This is a genomic window from Jejuibacter sp. L23 (assembly GCF_050815825.1).
Lineage (GTDB): Bacteria > Pseudomonadota > Gammaproteobacteria > Enterobacterales > Enterobacteriaceae > Jejubacter > Jejubacter calystegiae.
The window spans coordinates 3,390,238-3,411,024 of the sequence record NZ_CP138199.1; the positions used below are offsets into that span (position 1 = coordinate 3,390,238).

At 55.1% G+C, this 20,787-nt stretch carries 24 protein-coding genes, 3 tRNA genes and 1 pseudogene; 4 read left to right on the top strand and 24 right to left on the bottom strand.

All coding sequences use genetic code 11. From position 1 onward, the window contains the following. Positions 1 to 70: 70 nt before the first annotated feature. The gene (locus tag SCU88_RS16180) at positions 71 to 634 is read right to left on the bottom strand and encodes a hypothetical protein (protein ID WP_175342283.1); all 564 of its coding nucleotides are present in this window, start codon (positions 632 to 634) and stop codon (positions 71 to 73) included. A gap of 145 nt (positions 635 to 779) precedes the next feature. Here SCU88_RS16180 and SCU88_RS16185 point away from each other — a divergent pair, with 145 nt between their 5' ends. Continuing rightward, positions 780 to 968, top strand: a complete 189-nt coding sequence (locus SCU88_RS16185; RefSeq protein WP_175342284.1) for a hypothetical protein — start codon at positions 780 to 782, stop codon at positions 966 to 968. 36 nt (positions 969 to 1,004) lie between these two features. Here the strand turns inward: SCU88_RS16185 and SCU88_RS16190 are convergent, their stop codons facing one another. From SCU88_RS16190 to SCU88_RS16265, 16 genes and pseudogenes are all read right to left on the bottom strand, one after another. Further along, the gene (locus SCU88_RS16190; protein ID WP_175342285.1) at positions 1,005 to 2,549 is read right to left on the bottom strand and encodes a conjugal transfer protein TraG N-terminal domain-containing protein; all 1,545 of its coding nucleotides are present in this window, start codon (positions 2,547 to 2,549) and stop codon (positions 1,005 to 1,007) included. A 6-nt stretch (positions 2,550 to 2,555) separates the two neighbouring features. Next, entirely contained in the window at positions 2,556 to 2,909 is a 354-nt protein-coding gene (locus SCU88_RS16195) for a hypothetical protein (RefSeq protein WP_175342286.1), read from the bottom strand. A gap of 13 nt (positions 2,910 to 2,922) precedes the next feature. Beyond that, entirely contained in the window at positions 2,923 to 4,317 is a 1,395-nt protein-coding gene (locus tag SCU88_RS16200; protein ID WP_431810173.1) for an integrating conjugative element protein, read from the bottom strand. Between the two features lie 53 nt (positions 4,318 to 4,370). Next, positions 4,371 to 5,306 carry a TIGR03756 family integrating conjugative element protein gene (locus SCU88_RS16205; protein WP_175342300.1) on the bottom strand — a complete coding sequence of 312 codons (936 nt, stop codon included), beginning with the start codon at positions 5,304 to 5,306 and terminating at the stop codon, positions 4,371 to 4,373. Between the two features lie 53 nt (positions 5,307 to 5,359). Then, positions 5,360 to 5,761 carry a TIGR03757 family integrating conjugative element protein gene (locus tag SCU88_RS16210; RefSeq protein WP_175342288.1) on the bottom strand — a complete coding sequence of 134 codons (402 nt, stop codon included), beginning with the start codon at positions 5,759 to 5,761 and terminating at the stop codon, positions 5,360 to 5,362. A 246-nt stretch (positions 5,762 to 6,007) separates the two neighbouring features. After that, complete coding sequence (locus SCU88_RS16215; RefSeq protein ID WP_175342289.1) at positions 6,008 to 6,592, bottom strand: hypothetical protein; 585 nt, start codon at positions 6,590 to 6,592, stop codon at positions 6,008 to 6,010. Then, on the bottom strand, positions 6,589 to 6,951 hold the full coding sequence (locus SCU88_RS16220) for a tlde1 domain-containing protein (protein WP_175342290.1): 363 nt from the start codon (positions 6,949 to 6,951) through the stop codon (positions 6,589 to 6,591). The genes SCU88_RS16215 and SCU88_RS16220 overlap by 4 nt, the downstream gene beginning before the upstream one ends. Next, positions 6,935 to 7,438: a type VI secretion system tube protein TssD gene (tssD, locus tag SCU88_RS16225; RefSeq protein WP_175342291.1), complete on the bottom strand. Its 504-nt coding sequence runs from the start codon at positions 7,436 to 7,438 to the stop codon at positions 6,935 to 6,937. The genes SCU88_RS16220 and tssD overlap by 17 nt, the downstream gene beginning before the upstream one ends. A 205-nt stretch (positions 7,439 to 7,643) precedes the next feature. Next, complete coding sequence (locus tag SCU88_RS16230) at positions 7,644 to 8,033, bottom strand: acetyltransferase (protein ID WP_175342292.1); 390 nt, start codon at positions 8,031 to 8,033, stop codon at positions 7,644 to 7,646. Then, positions 8,030 to 11,635, bottom strand: coding sequence for a conjugative transfer ATPase (locus SCU88_RS16235; protein WP_431810027.1), 3,606 nt, complete (start codon positions 11,633 to 11,635; stop codon positions 8,030 to 8,032). The genes SCU88_RS16230 and SCU88_RS16235 overlap by 4 nt, the downstream gene beginning before the upstream one ends. After that, the gene (locus SCU88_RS16240; protein ID WP_431810028.1) at positions 11,625 to 12,545 is read right to left on the bottom strand and encodes a TIGR03749 family integrating conjugative element protein; all 921 of its coding nucleotides are present in this window, start codon (positions 12,543 to 12,545) and stop codon (positions 11,625 to 11,627) included. Before SCU88_RS16240 ends, SCU88_RS16235 begins: the two co-directional genes overlap by 11 nt. Next, the gene (locus tag SCU88_RS16245) at positions 12,545 to 13,204 is read right to left on the bottom strand and encodes a PFL_4703 family integrating conjugative element protein (protein WP_175342293.1); all 660 of its coding nucleotides are present in this window, start codon (positions 13,202 to 13,204) and stop codon (positions 12,545 to 12,547) included. The genes SCU88_RS16240 and SCU88_RS16245 overlap by 1 nt, the downstream gene beginning before the upstream one ends. After that, positions 13,201 to 13,557 carry a TIGR03750 family conjugal transfer protein gene (locus SCU88_RS16250; RefSeq protein WP_175342294.1) on the bottom strand — a complete coding sequence of 119 codons (357 nt, stop codon included), beginning with the start codon at positions 13,555 to 13,557 and terminating at the stop codon, positions 13,201 to 13,203. Before SCU88_RS16250 ends, SCU88_RS16245 begins: the two co-directional genes overlap by 4 nt. A gap of 9 nt (positions 13,558 to 13,566) precedes the next feature. Beyond that, positions 13,567 to 13,725, bottom strand: a pseudogene (locus SCU88_RS16255) (TIGR03745 family integrating conjugative element membrane protein); the annotation flags it as partial. Then, positions 13,716 to 13,829, bottom strand: coding sequence for a DUF3262 family protein (locus SCU88_RS16260; protein WP_175342295.1), 114 nt, complete (start codon positions 13,827 to 13,829; stop codon positions 13,716 to 13,718). The pseudogene SCU88_RS16255 and the gene SCU88_RS16260, both read right to left, overlap by 10 nt. After that, positions 13,829 to 14,176: an RAQPRD family integrative conjugative element protein gene (locus tag SCU88_RS16265; RefSeq protein WP_175342296.1), complete on the bottom strand. Its 348-nt coding sequence runs from the start codon at positions 14,174 to 14,176 to the stop codon at positions 13,829 to 13,831. Before SCU88_RS16265 ends, SCU88_RS16260 begins: the two co-directional genes overlap by 1 nt. 153 nt (positions 14,177 to 14,329) lie before the next feature. On the opposite strand from SCU88_RS16265, the gene SCU88_RS16270 reads away from it, so the two are divergent. Genes SCU88_RS16270 through SCU88_RS16280 form a run of 3 tightly spaced genes read left to right on the top strand, consistent with a single transcriptional unit; the run spans position 14,330 to position 15,779 of the window. Beyond that, positions 14,330 to 15,163 (top strand): RNase A-like domain-containing protein, encoded by an 834-nt coding sequence (locus SCU88_RS16270; RefSeq protein ID WP_175342297.1) that lies wholly within the window; start codon positions 14,330 to 14,332, stop codon positions 15,161 to 15,163. Positions 15,164 to 15,166: 3 nt separating this feature from the next. After that, positions 15,167 to 15,484 (top strand): contact-dependent growth inhibition system immunity protein, encoded by a 318-nt coding sequence (locus tag SCU88_RS16275; RefSeq protein WP_175342298.1) that lies wholly within the window; start codon positions 15,167 to 15,169, stop codon positions 15,482 to 15,484. Continuing rightward, positions 15,471 to 15,779: a contact-dependent growth inhibition system immunity protein gene (locus tag SCU88_RS16280; RefSeq protein ID WP_431810029.1), complete on the top strand. Its 309-nt coding sequence runs from the start codon at positions 15,471 to 15,473 to the stop codon at positions 15,777 to 15,779. Before SCU88_RS16275 ends, SCU88_RS16280 begins: the two co-directional genes overlap by 14 nt. Before the next feature lie 78 nt (positions 15,780 to 15,857). Here SCU88_RS16280 and SCU88_RS16285 read toward each other — a convergent pair whose 3' ends face one another. From SCU88_RS16285 to pgsA, 7 genes are all read right to left on the bottom strand, one after another. Beyond that, on the bottom strand, positions 15,858 to 16,622 hold the full coding sequence (locus SCU88_RS16285) for a TIGR03747 family integrating conjugative element membrane protein (RefSeq protein WP_175342249.1): 765 nt from the start codon (positions 16,620 to 16,622) through the stop codon (positions 15,858 to 15,860). Further along, positions 16,615 to 18,708, bottom strand: coding sequence for a type IV conjugative transfer system coupling protein TraD (gene traD / locus SCU88_RS16290; RefSeq protein WP_175342248.1), 2,094 nt, complete (start codon positions 18,706 to 18,708; stop codon positions 16,615 to 16,617). The genes SCU88_RS16285 and traD overlap by 8 nt, the downstream gene beginning before the upstream one ends. Next, positions 18,701 to 19,624, bottom strand: a complete 924-nt coding sequence (locus SCU88_RS16295; protein WP_431810030.1) for a ParA family protein — start codon at positions 19,622 to 19,624, stop codon at positions 18,701 to 18,703. Before SCU88_RS16295 ends, traD begins: the two co-directional genes overlap by 8 nt. Before the next feature lie 118 nt (positions 19,625 to 19,742). Continuing rightward, positions 19,743 to 19,828: transfer RNA gene (locus SCU88_RS16300), tRNA-Leu, on the bottom strand. Positions 19,829 to 19,840: 12 nt separating this feature from the next. Continuing rightward, positions 19,841 to 19,914: transfer RNA gene (locus SCU88_RS16305), tRNA-Cys, on the bottom strand. Positions 19,915 to 19,954: 40 nt separating this feature from the next. Continuing rightward, a tRNA-Gly gene (locus SCU88_RS16310) sits at positions 19,955 to 20,030 on the bottom strand. A 156-nt stretch (positions 20,031 to 20,186) separates the two neighbouring features. Then, positions 20,187 to 20,735 (bottom strand): CDP-diacylglycerol--glycerol-3-phosphate 3-phosphatidyltransferase, encoded by a 549-nt coding sequence (gene pgsA, locus SCU88_RS16315; protein WP_138098097.1) that lies wholly within the window; start codon positions 20,733 to 20,735, stop codon positions 20,187 to 20,189. Between the last annotated feature and the right edge of the window lie 52 nt (positions 20,736 to 20,787).

The window sequence follows — 20,787 nt, forward strand, 5'->3', positions numbered from 1 at the left end:
CTTTATAATCCATGATCATATCCTTTTATAATAAACAATGCTAAATAATATAATTCAATCATTGGTTTATTTATCGAAGAGTACCTTCTGCTACTCCTCTGATATTTTTCATCAACTGCTGAAGACTGTCACTTGCCAAACGCTTCTGAGATGCGGACTTATATGTAATACATAATCGACTACCGACTCCATTTTTTTCAAGCTCAATCGTCAAATGATCGTCCTGATCTCCCCAGCCCGACCCCATCTTATAATAACTACCGGGCATGGATTCCCACTCTTGACCTTCTTCAACCATTGCATTGGCAACCAAATCTCCATCTGCATGATTTTTTCTTACTGCACTCAGTTCATTATCAGAAACAAACTTATAATAGCGTTTCAGCCTTGCTGCAGCTGTATCCACATCCACAGGCACTTCATACGATTTCGATGCAGATTCTTTTGCTGAAGGCTGTACACGCGACAAATGCGGCATACCATTATCAGCCGAAGAACTACCACCACGTAGGGTGTTCATGATACTTGAAGCACCATCACTTACTTTTTGATTGGTTGCCGATATTTCTTCCATAGTACAAGCTGTCGTCAGTAACGACACGGTAACAATACCCAGAAATTTACTCTTAAACATTCACGTCTCCGTGTTAAATTTTGTATATAACTCAACTTACTTAGCAACAAAAAAGTCAAGCATCTTGCACATCCCTTGAGCAAACCGTATGATAACGCCAAGATAGCTCAAAAAAAAAGCACTCTTATTTATAATGGAGATGGATATGAATATATTCATGAAAAGGCTACTAAATGCAGTGTTGCCGGACCCTCAACCACCAAAACAAATTGGTCAGAATGAATTAGATGATTTCTCTCTAAATACTTCTTCTGCCCAATCAAAATCTAACGACAAAAGCCCTTATGCCTTATATAGCTCCGAAAATTGGCACTGGCACACTGATAACGAATGAACAACAGTGTCCACCTGGACACTGTTGTTTTTCACATTATTTATTCAGTCCTCGGTCAATTCCTTTCGAAAAACTCCCAATCCCTCCTTTCACCATTTCTCCACCATTCTGTGCTGCATCACCAGGACGCCCCGTTCCATCTTTAAACGAACCTGTAATTGCCAGCCCTACGTTAACCCCTGCCCAAGACAGTGCTCCAACCCATACCGCAGGTAGCACCATAAACATCGAACCCATCACCAGATTCATAATCAGATCATCCGAGGTGTTCTGAAAGCCCATCATATTGAAACTGGAGTGTGTGCTGGAGCTGTACAACGCAGTCAGCAGCCAACTATCGAGCCAGCGGGCCAGCTCCCACCAGAACGTCAGGAAATTGGTGGCAAAAATCACAAACGTCAGAGTAACCACCGTTTTAAACTCATAGGCCGCAAAAGCCAGAATCAGCGGTACCATGATATAAAGCGCCATCAGCAACACGGCCTGAACCATAGGTAACGCCTGACGCATCGCATCCAGTGCCGGGAACGCCCCCAGTGAAGCCACCGCAGCCCCCGCAGTGCCGGCAATACGGGAACCCGCATTCATTGCTGTCATGTCTGCATTTCCGCCATAGCCATTATAGACTTCACCACCATGTGATACCGTCAGGTTCGCAGGGCTGACCAGTCGCCGAATCACGACTTCCTGATACTCTGCCTGGTTGCCGGCACCAATCATTTTCATTGCCGCCGACAGGCGCAACCAGTAGCTGTCATCCACATGCTTCATCACCCTGGCCTTCAGACCGGTATCAGCCGCCGTCCACCATTCACTGCAGGTCGGGTATCCTCCCTGCCCGGTATTTGGCCGACCACTGTCCCTTGCCTCATTCCAGGGAAATGCCGCCCGCGGCATTTTAGACTGCAGGGTTGTATAATCTCCTTTCAGGAACGTGCTACTGCCGATCCAGCCGATATCCGACAGCACAGCCTTATCCGTCGTCTGCCCCTGATCGCGCCGCTTCCACTGATAGAGCGCCAGTGAATAGCAGTCGTTGGTGAAGTCCTGCAGCTCGTCGGCCAGCGCCCGGTTTTCAATAAACGCCCGCTGAACCTCAAAGCGCAGCTGTCGTAAATCCGGCCTGCAGGGGATACTGGCCACGGCCGCCTGAGTCACGCCTTTTGAGAGTTTATGGATCAGAACCCACCAGACTGGCGCGGCGGCCGATTCACCATCCATACTGGAAATAATACCGCTATAACCACTTTCATCAGGCGCCTTCGGTGTCCAGGTCCCGCACGTTCTGGCCCGGGTCTTATCGAACTCCAGGGTGGAAAGACTGACCTGGACCAGCGGAACACAGCAGGCGATCATCACGAAGAACGCACCATAAAGCGCATTCTCGATGCGAGGCAACGACAGCATGCCCTTGTTACCTTCATCCTCCCCTTCCTCACGAACCTTCAGCCAGATACCCACCACTTTAATAGCCAGCGGCAGTGCAAAGAGGCCGGTGCTGATAAGTACATTCCAGAGCCCGTTATTGATAAGCCAGCCCAGCAGGGTCAGGAAATACTCCAGATAGCTGTTCGTCGTCATACAAAATCAGCCTCCCACGCCTGAAAAAATGGAGTATTCACAAACCAGTACAAACAGGATACTCGCACCAGCCATACGTAACGCCGGGCGCCGGTACTCCGGTCTGAATCCGGGGGCATGCCAGATTTTCCATCCCCCCCATCCGACAGCACAGTAAAGCACCAGACGCCACGCCAGCCAGCCGTAGCGTGTCTCATGCATCCAGTTTTTAAACGAGGCCACACCTTCAGGATGAAGCATTCCCAAATCGGCCAGCCAGAGACCGCCCCCCAGAACCATCAGCAGGGCCAGAAGAAAAAGCCCTCCGACTTTCAGTCCCCTGCCCGTTTTGCGCAACAGGCTGCGATGATGATTATTCATGCCATCACCTTCCTTATTTCGCATCAGGGGTTTCGAGTTTCTGGAAGCGGCTGTCAGCATTATCCGTCTGCTGAATCATCGGGTTACTGCCCACCCGCGCATTATCCCGTTCAATAATGGTCAGCACGGAATTACGGGCCAGTTCGCGTTTAAGCTCCATTTCATTTTTCAGCGCTGTAATTTCCCGATCGAGAGCATCAACACGCAACTCAACCATATTAATAATCTTAGGTTGGGCTGCTGCATTGGGTTCTGACATTCCCGTTACCAGCATCCGGCGCATCAACAGCGCGGTCTCAACCGTATCCGACATCGCCAACTCACCGGCCAGACGGGCCGTCAGCGCAGCATTATCCGGATCGCGTTGCAGCGCCCTGATAACATTGGCCGTCACCGGCAATCCGCCGGTTCTCAGTTTTGCCAGCTCTGTGGCCGTGGGTTTTACCGCACCGTTCACCAGTTTCACCAACTGTTCCGTATTAACCTTTGTTGCTTCTTCCAGCAGAGGCGAAAAACCCGTACCAGCAACGGCACCAGGTTGATCGTCTTCATCTCCACTGGTACATTTCGATGCATCACTACAGGTGCGCATAGATTTATCACCCAGCACTTTCACTACCATTTCGGCCGCTGCTTCCGCACTACTAAACTTACGGCAGAGACCACCATTACAACTGCCGGAGCTGACAGCGGAAGTACTGGTCACCGGCAGGCTGTTCATCATGTTAAAGCCTGCTGCAGCCAAATCATGAGTGGGCCGGATAGCAGGTTGCCCACCCCCCCCTCTCTTTCGGCCCCCAATCCAGCTACTTCCTTTATTACCAGTGACTTTACGACCTGCATTATCCAGGCGAACGGCATCACCATCACCGCTGTTGACGATGGATTTGTACTCTTCCAGCATGGCCTGTTGTGTCCACGTACTACTGTCCGTGAAATCCATCATTTTCTTCGCCATGTTCTGACAGTTCAGTTGCGCCTTATCGAATGAGACATTCGCCTGCAGCACACCGTTGGTCAGCATGTCATATAACCCTGGGTTGGCCCGCTGAATCAGCATCGCCGGCAGACTGGCCACCGCGCCGGTCGCGCCCTGGATAACCTCCCCCATCAGGTTTTTAAACCCTGCTGTCACACCGTTCAACTGGTTGCCAACCGTCGTCTTCAGGTCGAAGTTTCCGCACATCAGATCGCTGCTCCAGCCAATATCCAGCCCCAGCTTTTTCATGTTGCTGCGGGTCGCCGGCTGTGAAATCACCGAACCGCCCCCCAGGGTATAAAACAGCTTGTCCGAAACCGCCCCGTCCACAGATTTACCGTAACCAATAGCGCTGTCGTTCACCTGCGGAAGGGAAAGCTCTGCCTGAGCGAACGGGATTGTCGCCATACCTGCCAGCATCACCACCATGCCGGTCACCGATTTCAATGAATAAATGACGTTCATGCTTATATTGCTCCTCATCAGATATCAGTACTGCTCAGTAATTTCTGGCCCCGGCGCTTGCAGCAGCTGTACGGCTGCCAAAGCGCAAAGGCCGCATTGTTATCGCTGGCCGCTGTGTGGCTACCATCCGGGAATACCGCACAGCTCTGGCTCAGTTGCGGCGCCAGCCGCTGCCACTTATGATTCTTCGTACCGGTGTTCTCTGTTACCGGGTCCGGCGGCCAGTAACCTGGCTGTTTATGCCCCTGCAGCACCTGATAGACGTGGGGCTGGCCGACCCGGGTGATAATGTCGGCCACCCTCTGGGCGACCAGCGCCGAAGCCTTGTCATCATCGGTCTGACTGACAAATCCCGATCGCGGATAGATGTTTCCCCACATATTCCCGGATAGTTGACTGCCGATTTCCCGCTGACCGGGAATCAACGCCTCTGGATACAGTGACTCAGGCACACCAGTACGCCACGCAATGGAATCCAGCGTGCTGAGGAAATACGGCATCAGGGGAGTGGCGGCGGTATCGCAGGAGTAGCCGGAAATGCTGCCGCCGATAACGGAGGTGGAGGGATGGCCAATGGCATCCGCGTACTTGAAACGAATACTGGAATGACGGTGGCCCGGGTTCTTCATATCCGCCGGATTCGCGCCGCCGGCAGAGACACCGGACAGACCGCTGATGATGGTATTCTCCAGTCCCCCGGACGTCTGGCTGACAAATGCCATTTCAGTCCAGGGGTTGCCGCCAGGAGCCACGTAGGTGGATACCACCACTTCAGGAATATAGTGGGTGACTTTCACAGACGTCTTAACGCTACAGCCAAATGTTGTGCAGAACAGCCAGTAGCAAATACCACTCACCCGCCAGCTGATACAGCTCTGAGAAATGGCGCTGGTCATAATCTGTGCCGTATTCAGTGCAGCCACCGCCGCCGGCATCGAGGCGGTTCCCAGCATCGATGCAACGGCCGCAGCGCGGAATGTAGCCCTGAGACGTGAAACTGGCGGGTTCACTGGCCACCTCCTGCCTGCTGGCGCAGTGCCGTAGCCCGTACCACATCGGTAGTGCCGTAGACCACATCCCGATCGTCGAACACTACAGCCGGGACCTTTCTGACACCCAGTTCCCAGGCACGGACCACCTGACGATAAGAAGTAACCAGTTGCTGCTGTCGCTGCTGCCACTGTGGGGATGCCATCACCTGCCTGGCCTGTGCCGCTGCCTGCTCCGGGTCAGGCGACAACTGACCAAACATATCCGCCTGCAGCCGGTCAGGCTCATCCAGCAACACAACCGCAATATCCGGGGGAAGATTCTCAGGGATATGCTGACTGTCGGTATAAAGCACCGTGCCCGCCAGCACCGTCACCGGCAGAAGCGCCGGCAGGAGGATCAAATTACGTAATTTCATTGGGAGACTCCGTCAGACTAAATCGCCTGACAGCGTGCTCCCCGGCTTTCAGGAAAGCTGCAATAAACTAAAAATCCGTGGTTAAAAATTAATTCAGTAAGGCTGTCGCAGTTGATATCGCCCCGTTCCCGGTTCCCGATGCCCACTCAATCAGGAGGGTATCGGCCATCATCGGTGAGCAGGCCGATGCGATGGAGTTAATTCCGCAGAAAAAAGCCACTCATCCGGTAGCTTCGGTAGTGACATTTAGTTAGATGTGACCTGACTAATAAGAACACCTTCAACGACTTTGTTTTCCAGATAATACTGAAGACAATTCATCTGAATAAAATCACCATATTTTTGAGTGTCATTGCAGTATTGAATAATATTATCACCCGGTTTACCTTTAAGCACCGATGCGAAATTTTCTGATGATACCCCCAGTAAAGGAACCCCCTTAACCCTGACGCTTAAATCATTGCTATAAGGAGAGCAACCTTTTTGCCGCCCATCTCTGGCAATCGCTATAGAGGTTAAATCTCCTTGCCCCATCTCATTATCAGAGATAAACCAGTAGTTAACGCTTTTAGATGCAAGGCAAAGCCATGACGCCCTGTCGTCCTGGTTAATCACTACGCCTGTGACTTTTGCAATATCTGCAAGGTGGCTAAATTCCATTACAAAGATGTCACTGCCAACAATTACATCGGGCACTAAATTTTTATTGGCATCGTGGCTAATAATAGATGAATCATCGTGATAATAACTGGCTCCAAAACCCTCCATCTGCATAGCCATCACAACAGGAGAGACCGCAGCAGCAAGCACAAAAAACAAGAGACGCTTCATTTTACTTTCAACTCCCTGTCACCACTTGCCCAGATGCTCTTTCTGACGCTGAGAGGAGCGATAATACAGCCTTCAGATGAGTCCAGTGGACGCCTCCTGCTTGCGCCATGAATTCGGAAAGCATCTCGCCCACACATGTTATTGCTCAGGTAGGGAGTAAGATCGAGAGTATATTTTCCCGTATGAGCTGAGTTATGAGGAGCACCGATTGTATAGGTTCCTCTGGGGAGTGGACCTTTATTTTTTACACATTCTTTAGAACTATCATTCTTATAACCCGATGCACCCGCATAATCCGCAGTATATGTTTCACCATTACGGGTAAAAGTGTGTGTCGCCACATCATATTCCCATGCCATTATGCCACCCGTCCTTCCATGAATCAGAATGAATAACATTACCATCCAGATAATGCCATGTGATTTTTTCGTAGGCTAAATCAACATATTCAAGATGCTCATGCCTTTCCCATTGAGACTTTTTAATATCCATCATAAATGGCTCAATCTCTGTGATTTTCACGTTATCCAGGGTAGTTCTGAAATATTCTTCTTCCTGTCCGTTGTAGTTGATTCGATAGAACTTAAACACAGCTTTTTTAAGTGTCTGCCCCGTAGACAAAGCTTTGTATAAATAGGAAGATGAATCATCAATGCTTTTCATAAATGAATATGAGCTATGTAAGCGCTTTGCTGTAGCTTTACCTGTCAGAGGATCGACAGGCTGTTCTACGGAGTGCATCAGTTCACTAACTTCGATGCTCCCCTCTCTACCACTCACTTCAACACTGCCTTTTATGGGCGCCCCGCCATCATCTTCAAGCCATAAATAAACCGGAATAGCCATTGAACAAACTCCTTTTTCGTAACAAAGAGGACAATTATCTCCCTCCATTCCTTTACAGAGAAACATCATTTAAAATTTTATTGATATAAATCAAGCCGAAAGCCCACCGGAAGCACAGACGAGGCTTTCAGCCTGACGTATAGTTATGCATCAATTATCAATCGATAACGACAGGGATGGCAGGCACCCCGGCTATTCATTAAACTCAGTGCCCCACCACACCATTCATCCACAGCACCAGATAGAGCATATCGGCCGTATCCGTCACCGTGATGTACCAGCGCGGAAGTTCGTACTCCTCTTCATCCGGCCAGCTTTCCTGCCCGCTGACCGTGATCAGAATATTCACCGCTCTGCGCAATCGTCCTTCCACCGTCACGGCCACGCAGCTGCTTAACCCGACACGATGGGGATGGCAAATGATGGTTGTAGCACCCGGCAGGCGCCGGCGAATCTGTGCGTTCAGTCGCTGCAGATTCTCCCGGGTGAAAGCCGACACCCGGGGCTCACCCTGCGGCGGCAGAGTGAATACGTTACCGTCAGGCATGACCGGTTCGGGGTCTGCCTGAGGCACCGGATACTTCAGCGTCATCATGCGGCCTCCTGTTCATCACACAAACCGCGCAGCTTATCCAGCTTGCGGGCCACCCGGACAGCCGCTTCCAGCTCGCTGCAGTGATGCTCGCGCATCAGCGCCCGGCGCTCTGCCTTCTCATCCTTCTCCGTCATGCCCAGTGCCAGATACAGACTCGGCGGTACCGCCCGGAACAGCGCCTCGATGCGTTTGGCCAGTACCACCCCTTCCGTATAGCAGCCAGACAGCTTACGGGCCGACAGCAACACCGCTTCCTGCTCCGGTGTCAGCGCCCGGAACCGGCTGATATCCTTCACCTCCTCCGGCGGCATGGTGAGACAAATCCACCACTCAGCCATGTTCAGCATCTTCTCAGCAATATCCGGGTAGTCCTTCAGGTTCTGGGTGGCCAGCCACAGCCAGGCACCCAGCTTACGCCACATCTTGACCACTTTGGTCATGTACGGCGACAGCAGCGGGTTGACCGTCACGATGTGCGCCTCATCCACGGCAAACACGATATCGCGGCCGAGATACTGATCGCGCTCCGCGATGTTGTTAATCATGTTGGTCATCGAGACCATAGTCAGCGCCATCTGCGCTTCATAACCCTCACGGGCCAGATGTCCCAGGTCAATCAGCGTCACATCCGCTTCCGGCCACAGTTCACCTTCACGGTTAAACAGCTCCGCTTCAAAGCTGCCAGGCTGGGTGAACATGCCCAGCGCTTCCGCCATCTCCGCCGCTTTCGCCCGGCGCTGCGCGTTACGGACAGTGCCGCTCTCCTCTCCCTCACCGGCCGCAATGGCGTTCAGTGCAGCCTGCAAATCGGAAGGCAGCATCTGCCGGTTTTCAGCGTACGATTTGTGCGCCCCCATCAACAGCGCTTCACGAATCATTGCGCGATCGGCGCGTTTCAGGTCAGCCTCTTCTTTCGGGTCACCACCGGTAATCATCATGCGGGCCGAGATTTCCATCTCCCCCAGGATATCCCGCTTGTCTTCATCCTCTTCATCGGTATCGGCATCGATGTCCGGCAGATCCGCTTCATCCACGGCCTGTACCGCAATCCCCTCTTCGACCAGCCGGTGTGCATCCGCGAACGGCGGCAGGCTGACGCCGCTTCCGGGCTTAATGCTGATTTTATTGACCGTCAGGCCCAGACTTTCAAAGTAATCGGCCTGCAGGCCGAACGAATTGCCGGCTTCAGCAATAAACAGGCGCGGGCGGTGAACCGCCATGACCTGCGAAAACATGGTGCACAGCGTGGCTGACTTGCCGGCGCCGGTCGGGCCAAACAACAGCAGGTGCGCGTTCTGGGTACGATCCAGTCGGTTGAGCGGGTCAAAGGTCAGCACATCTCCGCCGCGGTTAAAGAAGCTCAGTCCCGGGTTGCCGGTGCCGGTTTCACGGCCGGTTACCGGCAACAGGCCGGCAATGTGCTGCACCCAGGTCAGGCGGGTGTACCAGTGTTTTTTATCGGTATCCGGGTTAAAGCACATTGGTAGCGCCCGAATCCAGGTGTTGAGCGGTCCTACATCAAACTCCGGGCGAACCGGCTGCAGGCCGGCGCCCAGCAGCACGGTGGTCAAATCGAGCCGCTTACGCTTCAGGCTCTCCATATCCTCACCGCGCAGCAGAAACGTGATGCCGGCACGGTACAGCTTGTGACGATTCCCCAGATACTCTTTCACCGTATTCACGTCCTGGCGGACGCGGCCGGATTCGGTATTCTCCCCCACCGCGTTTTTGGCCAGCCGGTTAAACTGCTCCTCCAGGCGGTCCTGAGGCTGAACCACCACGGTCATGCACATCATCGTCCCCTCCGGAAACATATCCATCAGGGCATTGATTTTTTTCTCCCCCCGCGGCTTTTCCCCGGTCATCGTTCCCGGGGACGGTGGCGTACGCAGTCGTTCGACAGACAGTGCGCAGTGGGGTTTGTTATCGATCCACCACACTCCATTCTCCGGGTCAGACACCGGTGGCGTGAACCACAGCGTTTCCGCAAAATCATTGCTGACTGGCATTTCCCCGTCTGGCGTATCCCCGGGGGACGCCCAGGCTGCCTGGCGATACAGGGTAGTTTTGTCCACCCAGTCCGGCGCCGGATTAAACAGGCGCAGTAGCCAACTGTGCACCTGTAGGCCGTTCTGACGGGTACAGCGGATGCCGGTACCGCCCAGCGCACTCACCACCCGCTCACAGGCCTGGTTGAGCATGGCCACCGGTGGCATCGGGTCCATGCCCGGCGGAACGTAGATGGCATCAAACGTCTGTCCGTAGCGCTGTTTCACCCAGTCAGCGGTCTCCCCCATACCACCGGACAGGGCTTTGCCCAGCGCAGCCTGGCCTGCGTTGCCGGTCAGCGTGGAGGAAATACCGTTAACGTTATTTTGTGTGGTGTACTGCCCCTCGCTCAGGGCATCGCCGGCCGCACTGGCTGCGGACAAACCGAACAGGGTCGGCAGGTACGTGGATGCATTGGATTTACGCTCCCCGCCGATACACGGGATACCGGCTTCATCAGAAATCCAGCCAATACCACCGCTGGCATTGTTCGCGGTCTGCGCATTATTCTGGTTGTTCGCGTTATTCCCGGTGGCCGTCTTCGCCAGCGTACGGACAGTGCCGTCGGCAAACACAAACGTAATGGAGTTGACCTGACCGCGGACGCAGGACAGCGTCCAGTCACCGCTGGCCGTGCCGGACACCACCGCGCCTTCCACATCCGGCAGCTCGATGCCGTTCGCCGTCAGGTTGTCCTTACCGATGAGCACCTTGAACGGATATGGGTCAGTCACCGTGCCGTTGATCGGTACCCGGCCCAGCAACGCGGTCATCGCCCGGCTGCCCACCAGGGTCGAGTTCTCCGGCAGGGTGTAGACCGGTTCAGCGGATGCCTCCGCGCCCTTCTCACTGGTACGTCCCTTCACCTGCTGCTCATACGCGGCTTTCTGCCGGGTCAGGGGATTGTCGTCCAGGAATGATGTCGGAAACGTCGGGGCCTGACCCCGTGCCGCGTCACGCGGATCGGGCTCTTTCTGGTCGGTCGGCGTGACCCACATCAGACCGTCATTGCCCCGGGCGGCGCTGCTGCCGGGGGTCCCTCCGAGCCCGTCCAGCCCCAGTCCCAGCGGGATATCGCTGTCACTGCCTGCCGGGGGCTTTTTACTGCCGGCCTCTTTCAGTTGCCCGGTCAGCTCCTGGACCTTTCTCAGCAGGGTCGTCTGTTCGGACTGCAGCTGCTGCTGGCGTTTGTCATACTCCCTGCGCCATCCTTCAACCGCCTCATTAACCTGGCCGTTTACGTCAGTTTTTTGCTTACGCAATTGCTCATTTTCTTTCAGCAGCGCCGTATTCTGCCTGTCCAGCGTTTTCTGACGATCCCGGACATCATTCAGACGGCCAATCAGCGTACGCAGCGTATCTTCCGGCGTGTCCCCTTCCACGCCGAGCGCCTTCAGTTCATCCGGCGACAGGTTTTTCAGCGCGGTGGTTACATCGGCCGGCACGCCCTCCTTCGGCTGTTCGTCCTTACAGCTTTTCAGGCCCACCGCCAGGCCAGCGACCATCACCGCCGGCACAATGAACTTCACCACGGTATTAGACTTAATCTGCATGGCCCGTCTCCTTCTTAACTCTACGGACAGCCTTGCGAACGGCAGACGGCTCCGCGATAAACGCCTGCTCCGGGCGCGGCCCCGTAACGAGATAAACCGTGGTGGTGTCCTCCGGCGTACCGGCGGGCCCCAGCCAGCGATGCTGGAAGGTCGCCGCGGTAAACTGCCCCTGCAGGGCCCGGGGATCGAGAATGATTTTGCGGCTGGCGGTGTTCTGCAGGCGGATGGCCACCACAGCCCGGTTTGCCACTCCCCAGGCAGACAGCGGCGTTGCCCGGACCGGCTCAGAGGGATACAGGGTGGTGATACGTGCCGGCAGATGCGGGTTGACCGGACGAATACCGGGCACAGCTTCGACGGTACGCAGCGGCGCATACAGACTCTGCGCCGCATAGCGGGTCAGCAGTACCGGAATGGGGGCGCTGTACTTCACTTTCTGACGCTTCGCCTGACTGCCATCGTCACTGCCGGGTGCGGTATGCTTCGGCTGCCCCTGACCGACCACGTCTGTGGCGCTGTTGAGCGTCGTCACATCACCGCTGTAAACCAGACGGACAGGCTCGGCCGGCCCCTTTTCACCGGCGGTGATATCGAGCAGAATCACCCCGCCACCCTCCACATCCTGCAACTGAACCCGGGTCTGCGGAAAGTCGCTGTCGGCCTTCAGATACACGGCGCCGCCGGTGCTCTGCACCCGCAATTTTCCGTTCAGCGCTGGTGGAAATCCGACGCGGACATTTTTATCCACGAACACCACCCGCTCCTGCCCCACCTTCAGCGGGATCTGCAGCGGAATACGCTCCCATTTCATCAGTTCATCGGCCTGAGCCGGTGAGACCAGCGCGGCCACTGGCATCAGTGACAGGGACAGCGCCATCAGCCCGGCGCGGGCATCATTTCGGGTCATCATCACTGGAATACTCCTGATTTTTTCGGGGCCGGAGCTGGCGGTGCCGCTTCCAGACGCTGCGGAACGCCGTCATAGCAGTCGAGCGCCAGACCAAATGGATTACGCTCGGCATCCCCCTCCCAGCGCACCACCTTCACCGGATAGCGAACCAGCGCACGCTTCACCGGCTCAGCATGAAAATACTCATCGGCCACCAGGTCGAGGCGTACCACCCAGTGATCCTGATCAACCACACGTACGCTCTTTGACTGGTAGCCGCGGCCGGGGATTTCATACACCACGCGAACGCGGTCCAGCAGTTCACCGCTGTCTCCGCGCCGCCGGGCATCGGAATTCAGGAAGTTCTGGCATGAAGGCGTCAGATACGCCGACAGCGCGTTAATTTTCGCCGGGTAGTCCACATCGCCGTTCTTCGGCCAGGCATTCAGTTGCTGGAAGATATAGAAGGCAAAGGAATAAACCGACGGTGTCGGCACCTCCCACCAGGGGCGGGTACTGCCGGTACGCAGATCCGGCGGGTTGTGAATGGTCAGTTTACTGGGCGCCAGCATCCAGCCGGCACAGGCGATCAGCAGGAAAACGACCAGTACGCCACAGGCAATACGCAGCGTCAGGATGTGCTGATCGCGATTTTTCACCGCATGACGAAAACGGCTCATTTTTCTCTCCCGGTACGTTTCAGGGACCAGCCCCGGGCATCAACGATAAGCGTCGGATTACCCAGGGCATGACGGCGTTTGAACTCCTCCAGTCGCTGCCAGATATAATTTTCTGGCTTGCCCCGTTTGACGCGACTGAGCCACCGGCCTCCGGACCAGATAAGCAACAGCGGCATCACCAGCATGCCGGTGGGCACAATGACCCAGCCGGCAAGCGGAATGAACGGTAACGACAGGAGCAGACCCGCCCCCAGACCGGCCAGCGCAGCCAGCCCCAACTCCGGGGTGGTAAACCCGCGGAACACCACGGGTTCACTGTTGAGACGGTCGGGTAAAAAGCGAATGGTCTGCATAATGGGGACTCACAGAATGATTGAGGCCGATTTGGTCAGCAGCCAGATAACGGTGACCAGCAATATCACCCCCACCACTACGATGGCGCCAAACTTGCCCCATGAGGCTTTCTGATCGCGGACTTCCGAGAACGTCGTCAGCCCCGCTTCGGCCACCTTCAGAGGAGCAGAAACGCCAGCAGCGCACCGATACAGACCAGGTGCAGAATGCTGACTTCAATGTTTCCTGAGCCGGCTTTAAAGGCCGTGGACTGTGCAGCACTCAGTCCCATCAGGGACGCTCCCGGCGGTAATGACCGCCGATATGCGATGACCGGGGCTGTGCCCGGGAGGGCTCCAGATAGCGCCCGACTCCGCCCCGAATCGTGTTCAGGTCGGACGTTGCCTGGCGATAGTCAAAGAAGAAGCGCCCATGCTCTGCCGGATCGGCCTGAGTGGCGGCCACGCGGGCTCGCTCCAGTGAGGCCTGCACCTGGTCCAGTTGACGCAGGACAGAGGCCAGTTCGTCTTTCTCGGCAGCCCGGGTTGACGTTGATACGGATAAAGCGGTCAGTAACAGCAGGCCAGTCATGCCCGGAATACGGGCGCTCAAATGCCGGGCCGGACGGGATGGGTTCATACACACCTCCAAAGGGAGTTAAAAAGGTGTGTACAGAATGCGCAGGACAGGAGAGACGGTCAGCGATAAACTCTTTTTGCGATTATGAAAATTAATGGTTGTGGCTGTTATGATGGTGCCAGCCTTTTAAGCACAACAGGGAGTCCCCCGGATATGACAGACGATAGTGGGGTCAGAATGGCCCTCTCCCCGGTTCAGCTTGCCGCTGTTCTGACCGATAAATCCGTCAGTGAGGGAGAAACCCTCAGTAACCGTCTGTGGGGAGGTCTGGGGCTGGCAGGTGGCGTGGCAGAAATGTTTGGGGCGGGCGTCATGTGTGTTGCGCCCGATCCCACTATGCTCACTAAAGCGGGTTGTGTCATCGTAGGCACCCACAGCCTGGATGCCATACAGGCTTCCGCACGACAGATGTGGACCGGCAGGCAAATCAATACTGATACTTACAATACGGCCGTGTCCCTGGCTGAAGGGCTGGGAGCAAATCGCCAGACCGCTGCTCACGTTGGAATGACAGTTGATCTCGCTATCCCGATGGGATTTGCACTGGCCGTCAGCGCCGTCCGTATCGCAGCCGTTCGCAACGGAAGGATAAAACTGGCGATACATGAGTCAGCAACCGGAAAGCACCCTGGAGGGCATACGCTGGAATGCCACGTAGGTAAAACGCCAGAAGAACTACTGGCAAGGCTCGAAAGACGCCCCGGGTTACCCGCAGCCAGCTCTTTCAGAAATCTGGATGAAGCAGAAAGGCTGACAACAAAGGTGTTGCGAGAACATAAAAATGCCATTGAAATGTTCGTGCGTCACCAACCCAAAGGTACCCCCTGGCGAAAAAAATTTTCCACTACCTTTGCTCAACCAACTGGCATTGTCATAAAGAGGGGAAGTTCTGAAGTTCGGAAATGTTACCGCGTTGAGCTCTGGCTGGAGCTTACCGAATATAACGGAAAGCCTTATTTCATCGTAACCTCAATGCCAATGGAGTAAGTTATGTTTGTTAAAGATAAGGCACGAGAGCTGGATAATTTTATCTGTAATTACTTCGGTCATGATTATGACCTTATTGACGACAGTGAAGAGATTCAGCCAAAGATCGATGCCTATAATCAACACTCCGGACGACCAATGCAGCTGGCGCTTCTTGATGATATTGATGAATTTCTGGCTTTAGGTGAAGCCCTGGACAGGACGTTCCATGACGTTTACGGCGAGTATTTTGTGCCAGAACTTTGGGGCACAACCCCCCATGACTTCCTGAAATTCGCAAGGGAAAAGGTCCGACAGGATTTGAATAATGATCCTCAATGAGCTTGACTGCTTTATCACTGTTTACTTCGGGCAGGATTACGATCTTATCGATGACAGTGATGAAATCGAACCCAAAATTGACGCATTTATCGCCGATAGCCATTTTGCTATGCGCTATGGGTTAATCGCTGATATTGACCTTTTCCTGGAGGAAGTTGACGATCCGGAAGAAACGTTCAGGAAGCGCTACGATCTGGAGTTTGATCCTGACTTATGGGGTACTGATGCCCTCAGTTTCCTGCAACGCGTAAGAGAAAAGGTGAGTTCGTCTCTGAAGGAATATGAAAGCGACTGACGCGCCAGTAACCGTTGTTACGGGGCTTGTCTGCTGACGGGAGCGCACAAAAGCAAGTTTTGTTCGCCCCCGTCCAGCTTACAGGTACTTTTTAAATGCCGCTGTGGTCACCGTAATCGCCGTTCCCAGCAAAATCGCAGCCGGCAGCAATAGCAGGTTGGGATACACTGCCGTTGGCCAGGAGAGGTACAGCATCACCGGCACCACCACTGCTGGCTTCACCATTTTTTTGGCATGGTGATAAACAAACGAACTCTCATAACCGGCACCATAGCGACGCAGATCGCGCCGCCCCAGCCCCTCGACCAGCGCAACCAGCACCACCATCACAAACAGCGGCAGTGACAGCGCCAGAATCATCACCCGGATCAGGGTGATTATCGTGACCCACACCGTGGCCATCAGATATTCATGCAGATACCCGGCGAGCCATCCGCTCCAGCCACTCAACTGGCGGGTCAGTTCAGTATCACTGCCCATCTGCAGTGCATACTGCTGCTGTATCCAGTCCGTGACACCGCTGTTCACAAACAGCCACTGATATGCTGTCGTCATCCAGTTGACGACCGTCACCGAGGGGGCTGACAACAGCAGGCTGCGGGTGAACTCCGTGGACAACCAGCCCAGCTCAGTATTCATCACCGCTTCACTGTGCGCCGCGCCGGCTTCCGGCCAGAAAAAGGCGATCCCGATATACTCCATCAGCAGGCTCAGCATCAGAGACCCCAGCAGCATACCGAACAGCGCCCACGGCCAGCCCCAGAGCAGGTTATACAGCAGGCCATGCGCATTCTCTCTCTCCTGCCGGGCCGGCGTCCGGGTATCCCGTTGTGGCTCAGCCATGATCGCCTCCATTCAGTCCAGCTACCGGTGCATCATTCCACCACCCTTCACCACTGTGATAGTTGCGCCGCATCGCCTCCGCGATTTTCTCAATGCTCTCCGGCATCAGCACATCATCGGCATCACCGGCCGGCAGCGGCATCCGGATTTTCCACAGTTGCCCCCCTTCCAGAAGAGCAAAGGCCTGCCCTTTCGGCAGCGTCACAATATTGGCCGGCTCCAGCAGAGGAACTTTCACCGTGCCGACACGGTCCTGAGTGTTCGATGTAAAGTCCTGTCCGGCACTGACATCGGCGGTGTCCTGGTGACCGGACACCAGGGTTTTGGTGTAAATCTCCACCTGCGGCAGCTGCGTGGTCAGCAGTTCGGCAGTCCGGTTTTCCCTGACGCGCAGCATAATCAGGTTATTGAAGTTACCCTGGACCTGCGCCGTTTTGGCCGCATTGCCAATGCGGGCCTCAATATCCGATGAGGTCTGGGTGTAGGCTGTAACCTGCATTCCGGCGCCGCCCCCCTTGTTGATAAGCGGAATAAACTCATCCCCCATCAACTCATTGAACTCGTCGCAGTGCAGGTTTACCGGCGTTTTCTCCTCCCGGGCGCCCGGGAGGCCAGAGGTGATCCCGTGTTTGTAGATGTTACCGGCCACACTCACCAGATCGGCGAACATGGAGTTGCCCACCGCACTGGCCACCTCACTGTCACTGAGTGCATCGAGACCGATATACACCACGGCTTTTTTACGGATCACCTGCTCCCAGTCAAAAATCGGTCGGGAGTCACTCATGTCCAGGTAGTCCGGCGCCAGCAGCTCCGCCGTTTTACCGGTGGTGAGTTTCTCCAGCAATGGCAGCAACGATGCCACAATTTTGTCGAAATAGGTCCGGTCATAACGCACGGCACTTCTCAGGCCGTCCAGAATCGGGTCATACAGTTGCTTCCCCTCCTCCGAACTCAGCGCCACCTCGATGGACCAGATACGTACGGCATCCGGCTGTCCCTGCATATTGCGCGGGACATCGTCCTCTCCCAGAACCTGCTCATTATTTTGAATCTGAGCCCGCAGGGATGGCAGTTGCTCACGGATAATCTTTTCGGCATAGCGGATATACAGATCGGCGATGTTGTTCACATAACGCATGATTAGCGTGTAATCCGGACGTTCGCCCAGCGCCACCAGGGCCCGGGCGATGATATTGACAAAACGCCAGGCAAACTCCCGAAACGCGGCGCTGTTCCCCTCCCCCGACAGCTGGCCGGCCACGCGCGATGCCACTTCCGACACCCGGCCAAAACGGCCAACGGCGTTATAGCGGGCGGAAATCTCCGGCCAGCCCAGATGGAAAATATACAGCTCATCACCGCGACCAGCACGGTGCGCCTCTGCCCAGACCCGCTTCATCAAATCGGCATCGCCTTTGGGATCGAATATGATGGTCACCTCCCCGCGGCGGATATCCTGGGTGATCAGCAGCTCCGCCAGGCGGGTTTTCCCCACGCGGGTGGTGCCATACACGATGGTATGGCCAACACGCTCGCCCAGCGCCAGGCTGACATCCACTTCATCAGGCTCCACACCATGCAGTGCCGGGTTGCCTCCTACCGGTGGCAGTGGCCGGACGGGGTTCAGGGGAGAATCCTGGCTGAGTAGCTTCCGTACTCCGGGCGCCGTCTGCTCCGTTTTCAGCTCCAGCCACCGGGCAGCACGGTAAAGCCGCCCGGGCTGCAGGTACTTCGCCACTTCAGGACGCAGTGTGTCCTGCAACCGCTGGGTATGCTTCTGGGTCCAGCGAAATCCCCTCCCCAGAAACAGACGGTGCTGGCTGACCGGGATCTGTTTCGTCCTCATGACATAACGGGGCAGACGAGTCAGGTTACGACGATAGCGGATGATTTGCGTGCCCTGACGGAGCCGGACCGCGGCCAGCACACCAAATCCGGCTGCGGTGACATAGCTGACGGACGGCGCCAGCGCCACGGCCCACGGCGCCCTGATGCAGACAAACGCGGCGACACCGGCGACCGCTGTGGTATTCAGCTCGACGGCCGGGCGCAACAGCGCCTCAATCACATACCGGTTACTCATGAGGCTCCTCCTTTCCGCCCTGCGAATCCTCCGGCCAGCGTATGATGGCCCTGCCGCCCCGCCCTTCTCCGATCCGGGGACGGGCAACGGCTCGTGCTACGCCGAACCGGACCAGCTCAGCAAAAAGCCCCAAGGGCAGAAGAATCCTCAGCAGCACACGGATATCCCGGATATCCTCCTGAGCCACGGATTCAAAGGGCTCAACAGTCCGGACACAACCGCGTTCCAGGTCAGTCAGATGTTGCCATTCTGCCCGTGTATTCAGTGCCGAACTGTCATATTTTTTCTGGCTGATAATGTTGGAAAGACTTTCCATCGCTTCACGATCGAGAAGCGTATTTTCAATGCAGTTAATAAGAATCGAGATATCCGGCAGATGAATACCGTAGATTTCATAGGTTTTCAGGCGGGTGAACATATGGAGGGAGCCACGAATAAACTCGCGAACGTCGGGAAGAATAGGCTTCACTATTCCCATCACATTGCCGGTTGACGACAATACCGACAGTTCGGTCATGACGCCTGTTGCCCCTTTGGAGTCCACAATAATGAGGTCGTAGCGGGAAAATGAAGGATTCTGAAGAATATTTCTCAGCCGCAGGCGCCCATCAGCAGCATGTAACATTGCGGTGGGCAACAGTTCATCGGGATCGTTGGAGTAGACAATATCAAGGTTATTGATTGACGCTCGTGAAATCGCCTGCAGCGGGTCCGGGACCATCTGCATCAGCAATTCATAAAGGCCAAACGGTGCCTCTTCGCTCAAAGAGAAGATACTGCTGGCCGTAGGCTGGGACCAGTCTGCATCAATCAGGAGGGTTTTCAGGCCTGCATCTGCACAGAAACCGGCCAGGTAAGCAGCAAAGGTTGACTTACCTTCACCACCTTTCGGAGATATAACGGGGAGTATTTTCATTCTGCACACTCATAAAAGTGTGCATAGAGCTAACTATTGATGATAGATAATGCAGGAAAACCACCCGAAGGTGGTATGCACGACACTGCTTTTCATTGATTTTATTCGTGTTTCCCGCTGGTACCCGGAGCGGGACTTGAACCCGCACAGCCAAAGGCCGAGGGATTTTAAATCCCTTGTGTCTACCGATTCCACCATCCGGGCTCGGGGAAAAAGTGGAGGCGCGTTCCGGAGTCGAACCGGACTAGGCGGATTTGCAATCCGCTACATAACCGCTTTGTTAACGCGCCAAATACTGCTGTACCCGCCTGAGTGGCTGATACTGAAAACTGGAGCGGGAAACGAGACTCGAACTCGCGACCCCAACCTTGGCAAGGTTGTGCTCTACCAACTGAGCTATTCCCGCATTATCAGGCAATCAACGTTGGTTAATTACTTGATTTTGCTATCGTCTGGCGAACCCTGCCGCCGTTCGATGCGTTGCATTCTACTTACCTCACGCGATGAGTCAACGAAATTTTCCCTCCCGCTGACTCGTTTGCTGATTTTTACAGCGGATAGATCACCCTTCAAGCAAATCGCCGCGCGCAGCGTTTAAATACTGGAACATTGACCAGAATGTCAGCAGCGCCGCGACGAAAAACAGCGTGATGCCCGCGTACTCTATCCAGATGTTTGGCCGCCACAGCATACCGATCAGCGCCAACATTTGCGCCGTGGTCTTGAACTTGCCGATCCAGGAAACGGCGACGCTGCTACGTTTGCCGATCTCCGCCATCCATTCACGCAACGCAGAGATAATAATCTCACGGGCGATCATGGTAGCCGCCGGTAACGTGACCCACCAGCTGTGGTAGTGCTCCGCCACCAGCACCAGGGCTATCGCCACCAGCACTTTATCGGCAACCGGGTCAAGGAAGGCGCCGAAGCGGGTGCTCTGGTTCCAGCGTCGCGCCAGGAAGCCATCGAACCAGTCGGTGACCGCCGCCAGGCAGAAGATAAACGCACACAGGAACGGCGCCCAGTGGAATGGCAGATAAAATGCCAGCACAAAGAACGGAATAAGGACAACACGAAACAGCGTAAGCAGGGTTGGTATATTAAATTGCATAATGCCGGGTAACTATCTGTCGTCAGGGAGAAATTGACTCTATGTTGCTACA

What these genes read in the sequence shown, in the direction of transcription:
- SCU88_RS16200 (WP_431810173.1), bottom strand. Translation starts at nt 4,317, where the DNA reads ATGGTGGTGATGCTGGCAGGTATGGCGACAATCCCGTTCGCTCAGGCA.
- SCU88_RS16275 (WP_175342298.1), top strand. Translation starts at nt 15,167, where the DNA reads ATGTTTGTTAAAGATAAGGCACGAGAGCTGGATAATTTTATCTGTAAT.
- SCU88_RS16195 (WP_175342286.1), bottom strand. Translation starts at nt 2,909, where the DNA reads ATGAATAATCATCATCGCAGCCTGTTGCGCAAAACGGGCAGGGGACTG.
- SCU88_RS16230 (WP_175342292.1), bottom strand. Translation starts at nt 8,033, where the DNA reads ATGATGACGCTGAAGTATCCGGTGCCTCAGGCAGACCCCGAACCGGTC.
- tssD (WP_175342291.1), bottom strand. Translation starts at nt 7,438, where the DNA reads ATGGCTATTCCGGTTTATTTATGGCTTGAAGATGATGGCGGGGCGCCC.
- SCU88_RS16205 (WP_175342300.1), bottom strand. Translation starts at nt 5,306, where the DNA reads ATGCTGGGAACCGCCTCGATGCCGGCGGCGGTGGCTGCACTGAATACG.
- SCU88_RS16210 (WP_175342288.1), bottom strand. Translation starts at nt 5,761, where the DNA reads ATGAAATTACGTAATTTGATCCTCCTGCCGGCGCTTCTGCCGGTGACG.
- SCU88_RS16245 (WP_175342293.1), bottom strand. Translation starts at nt 13,204, where the DNA reads ATGAGCCGTTTTCGTCATGCGGTGAAAAATCGCGATCAGCACATCCTG.
- SCU88_RS16260 (WP_175342295.1), bottom strand. Translation starts at nt 13,829, where the DNA reads ATGGGACTGAGTGCTGCACAGTCCACGGCCTTTAAAGCCGGCTCAGGA.
- SCU88_RS16280 (WP_431810029.1), top strand. Translation starts at nt 15,471, where the DNA reads ATGATCCTCAATGAGCTTGACTGCTTTATCACTGTTTACTTCGGGCAG.
- SCU88_RS16240 (WP_431810028.1), bottom strand. Translation starts at nt 12,545, where the DNA reads ATGATGACCCGAAATGATGCCCGCGCCGGGCTGATGGCGCTGTCCCTG.
- SCU88_RS16235 (WP_431810027.1), bottom strand. Translation starts at nt 11,635, where the DNA reads ATGCAGATTAAGTCTAATACCGTGGTGAAGTTCATTGTGCCGGCGGTG.
- traD (WP_175342248.1), bottom strand. Translation starts at nt 18,708, where the DNA reads ATGAGTAACCGGTATGTGATTGAGGCGCTGTTGCGCCCGGCCGTCGAG.
- SCU88_RS16285 (WP_175342249.1), bottom strand. Translation starts at nt 16,622, where the DNA reads ATGGCTGAGCCACAACGGGATACCCGGACGCCGGCCCGGCAGGAGAGA.
- SCU88_RS16190 (WP_175342285.1), bottom strand. Translation starts at nt 2,549, where the DNA reads ATGACGACGAACAGCTATCTGGAGTATTTCCTGACCCTGCTGGGCTGG.
- SCU88_RS16295 (WP_431810030.1), bottom strand. Translation starts at nt 19,624, where the DNA reads ATGAAAATACTCCCCGTTATATCTCCGAAAGGTGGTGAAGGTAAGTCA.
- SCU88_RS16270 (WP_175342297.1), top strand. Translation starts at nt 14,330, where the DNA reads ATGACAGACGATAGTGGGGTCAGAATGGCCCTCTCCCCGGTTCAGCTT.
- SCU88_RS16185 (WP_175342284.1), top strand. Translation starts at nt 780, where the DNA reads ATGAATATATTCATGAAAAGGCTACTAAATGCAGTGTTGCCGGACCCT.
- pgsA (WP_138098097.1), bottom strand. Translation starts at nt 20,735, where the DNA reads ATGCAATTTAATATACCAACCCTGCTTACGCTGTTTCGTGTTGTCCTT.
- SCU88_RS16265 (WP_175342296.1), bottom strand. Translation starts at nt 14,176, where the DNA reads ATGAACCCATCCCGTCCGGCCCGGCATTTGAGCGCCCGTATTCCGGGC.
- SCU88_RS16250 (WP_175342294.1), bottom strand. Translation starts at nt 13,557, where the DNA reads ATGCAGACCATTCGCTTTTTACCCGACCGTCTCAACAGTGAACCCGTG.
- SCU88_RS16180 (WP_175342283.1), bottom strand. Translation starts at nt 634, where the DNA reads ATGTTTAAGAGTAAATTTCTGGGTATTGTTACCGTGTCGTTACTGACG.
- SCU88_RS16220 (WP_175342290.1), bottom strand. Translation starts at nt 6,951, where the DNA reads ATGGCATGGGAATATGATGTGGCGACACACACTTTTACCCGTAATGGT.
- SCU88_RS16215 (WP_175342289.1), bottom strand. Translation starts at nt 6,592, where the DNA reads ATGAAGCGTCTCTTGTTTTTTGTGCTTGCTGCTGCGGTCTCTCCTGTT.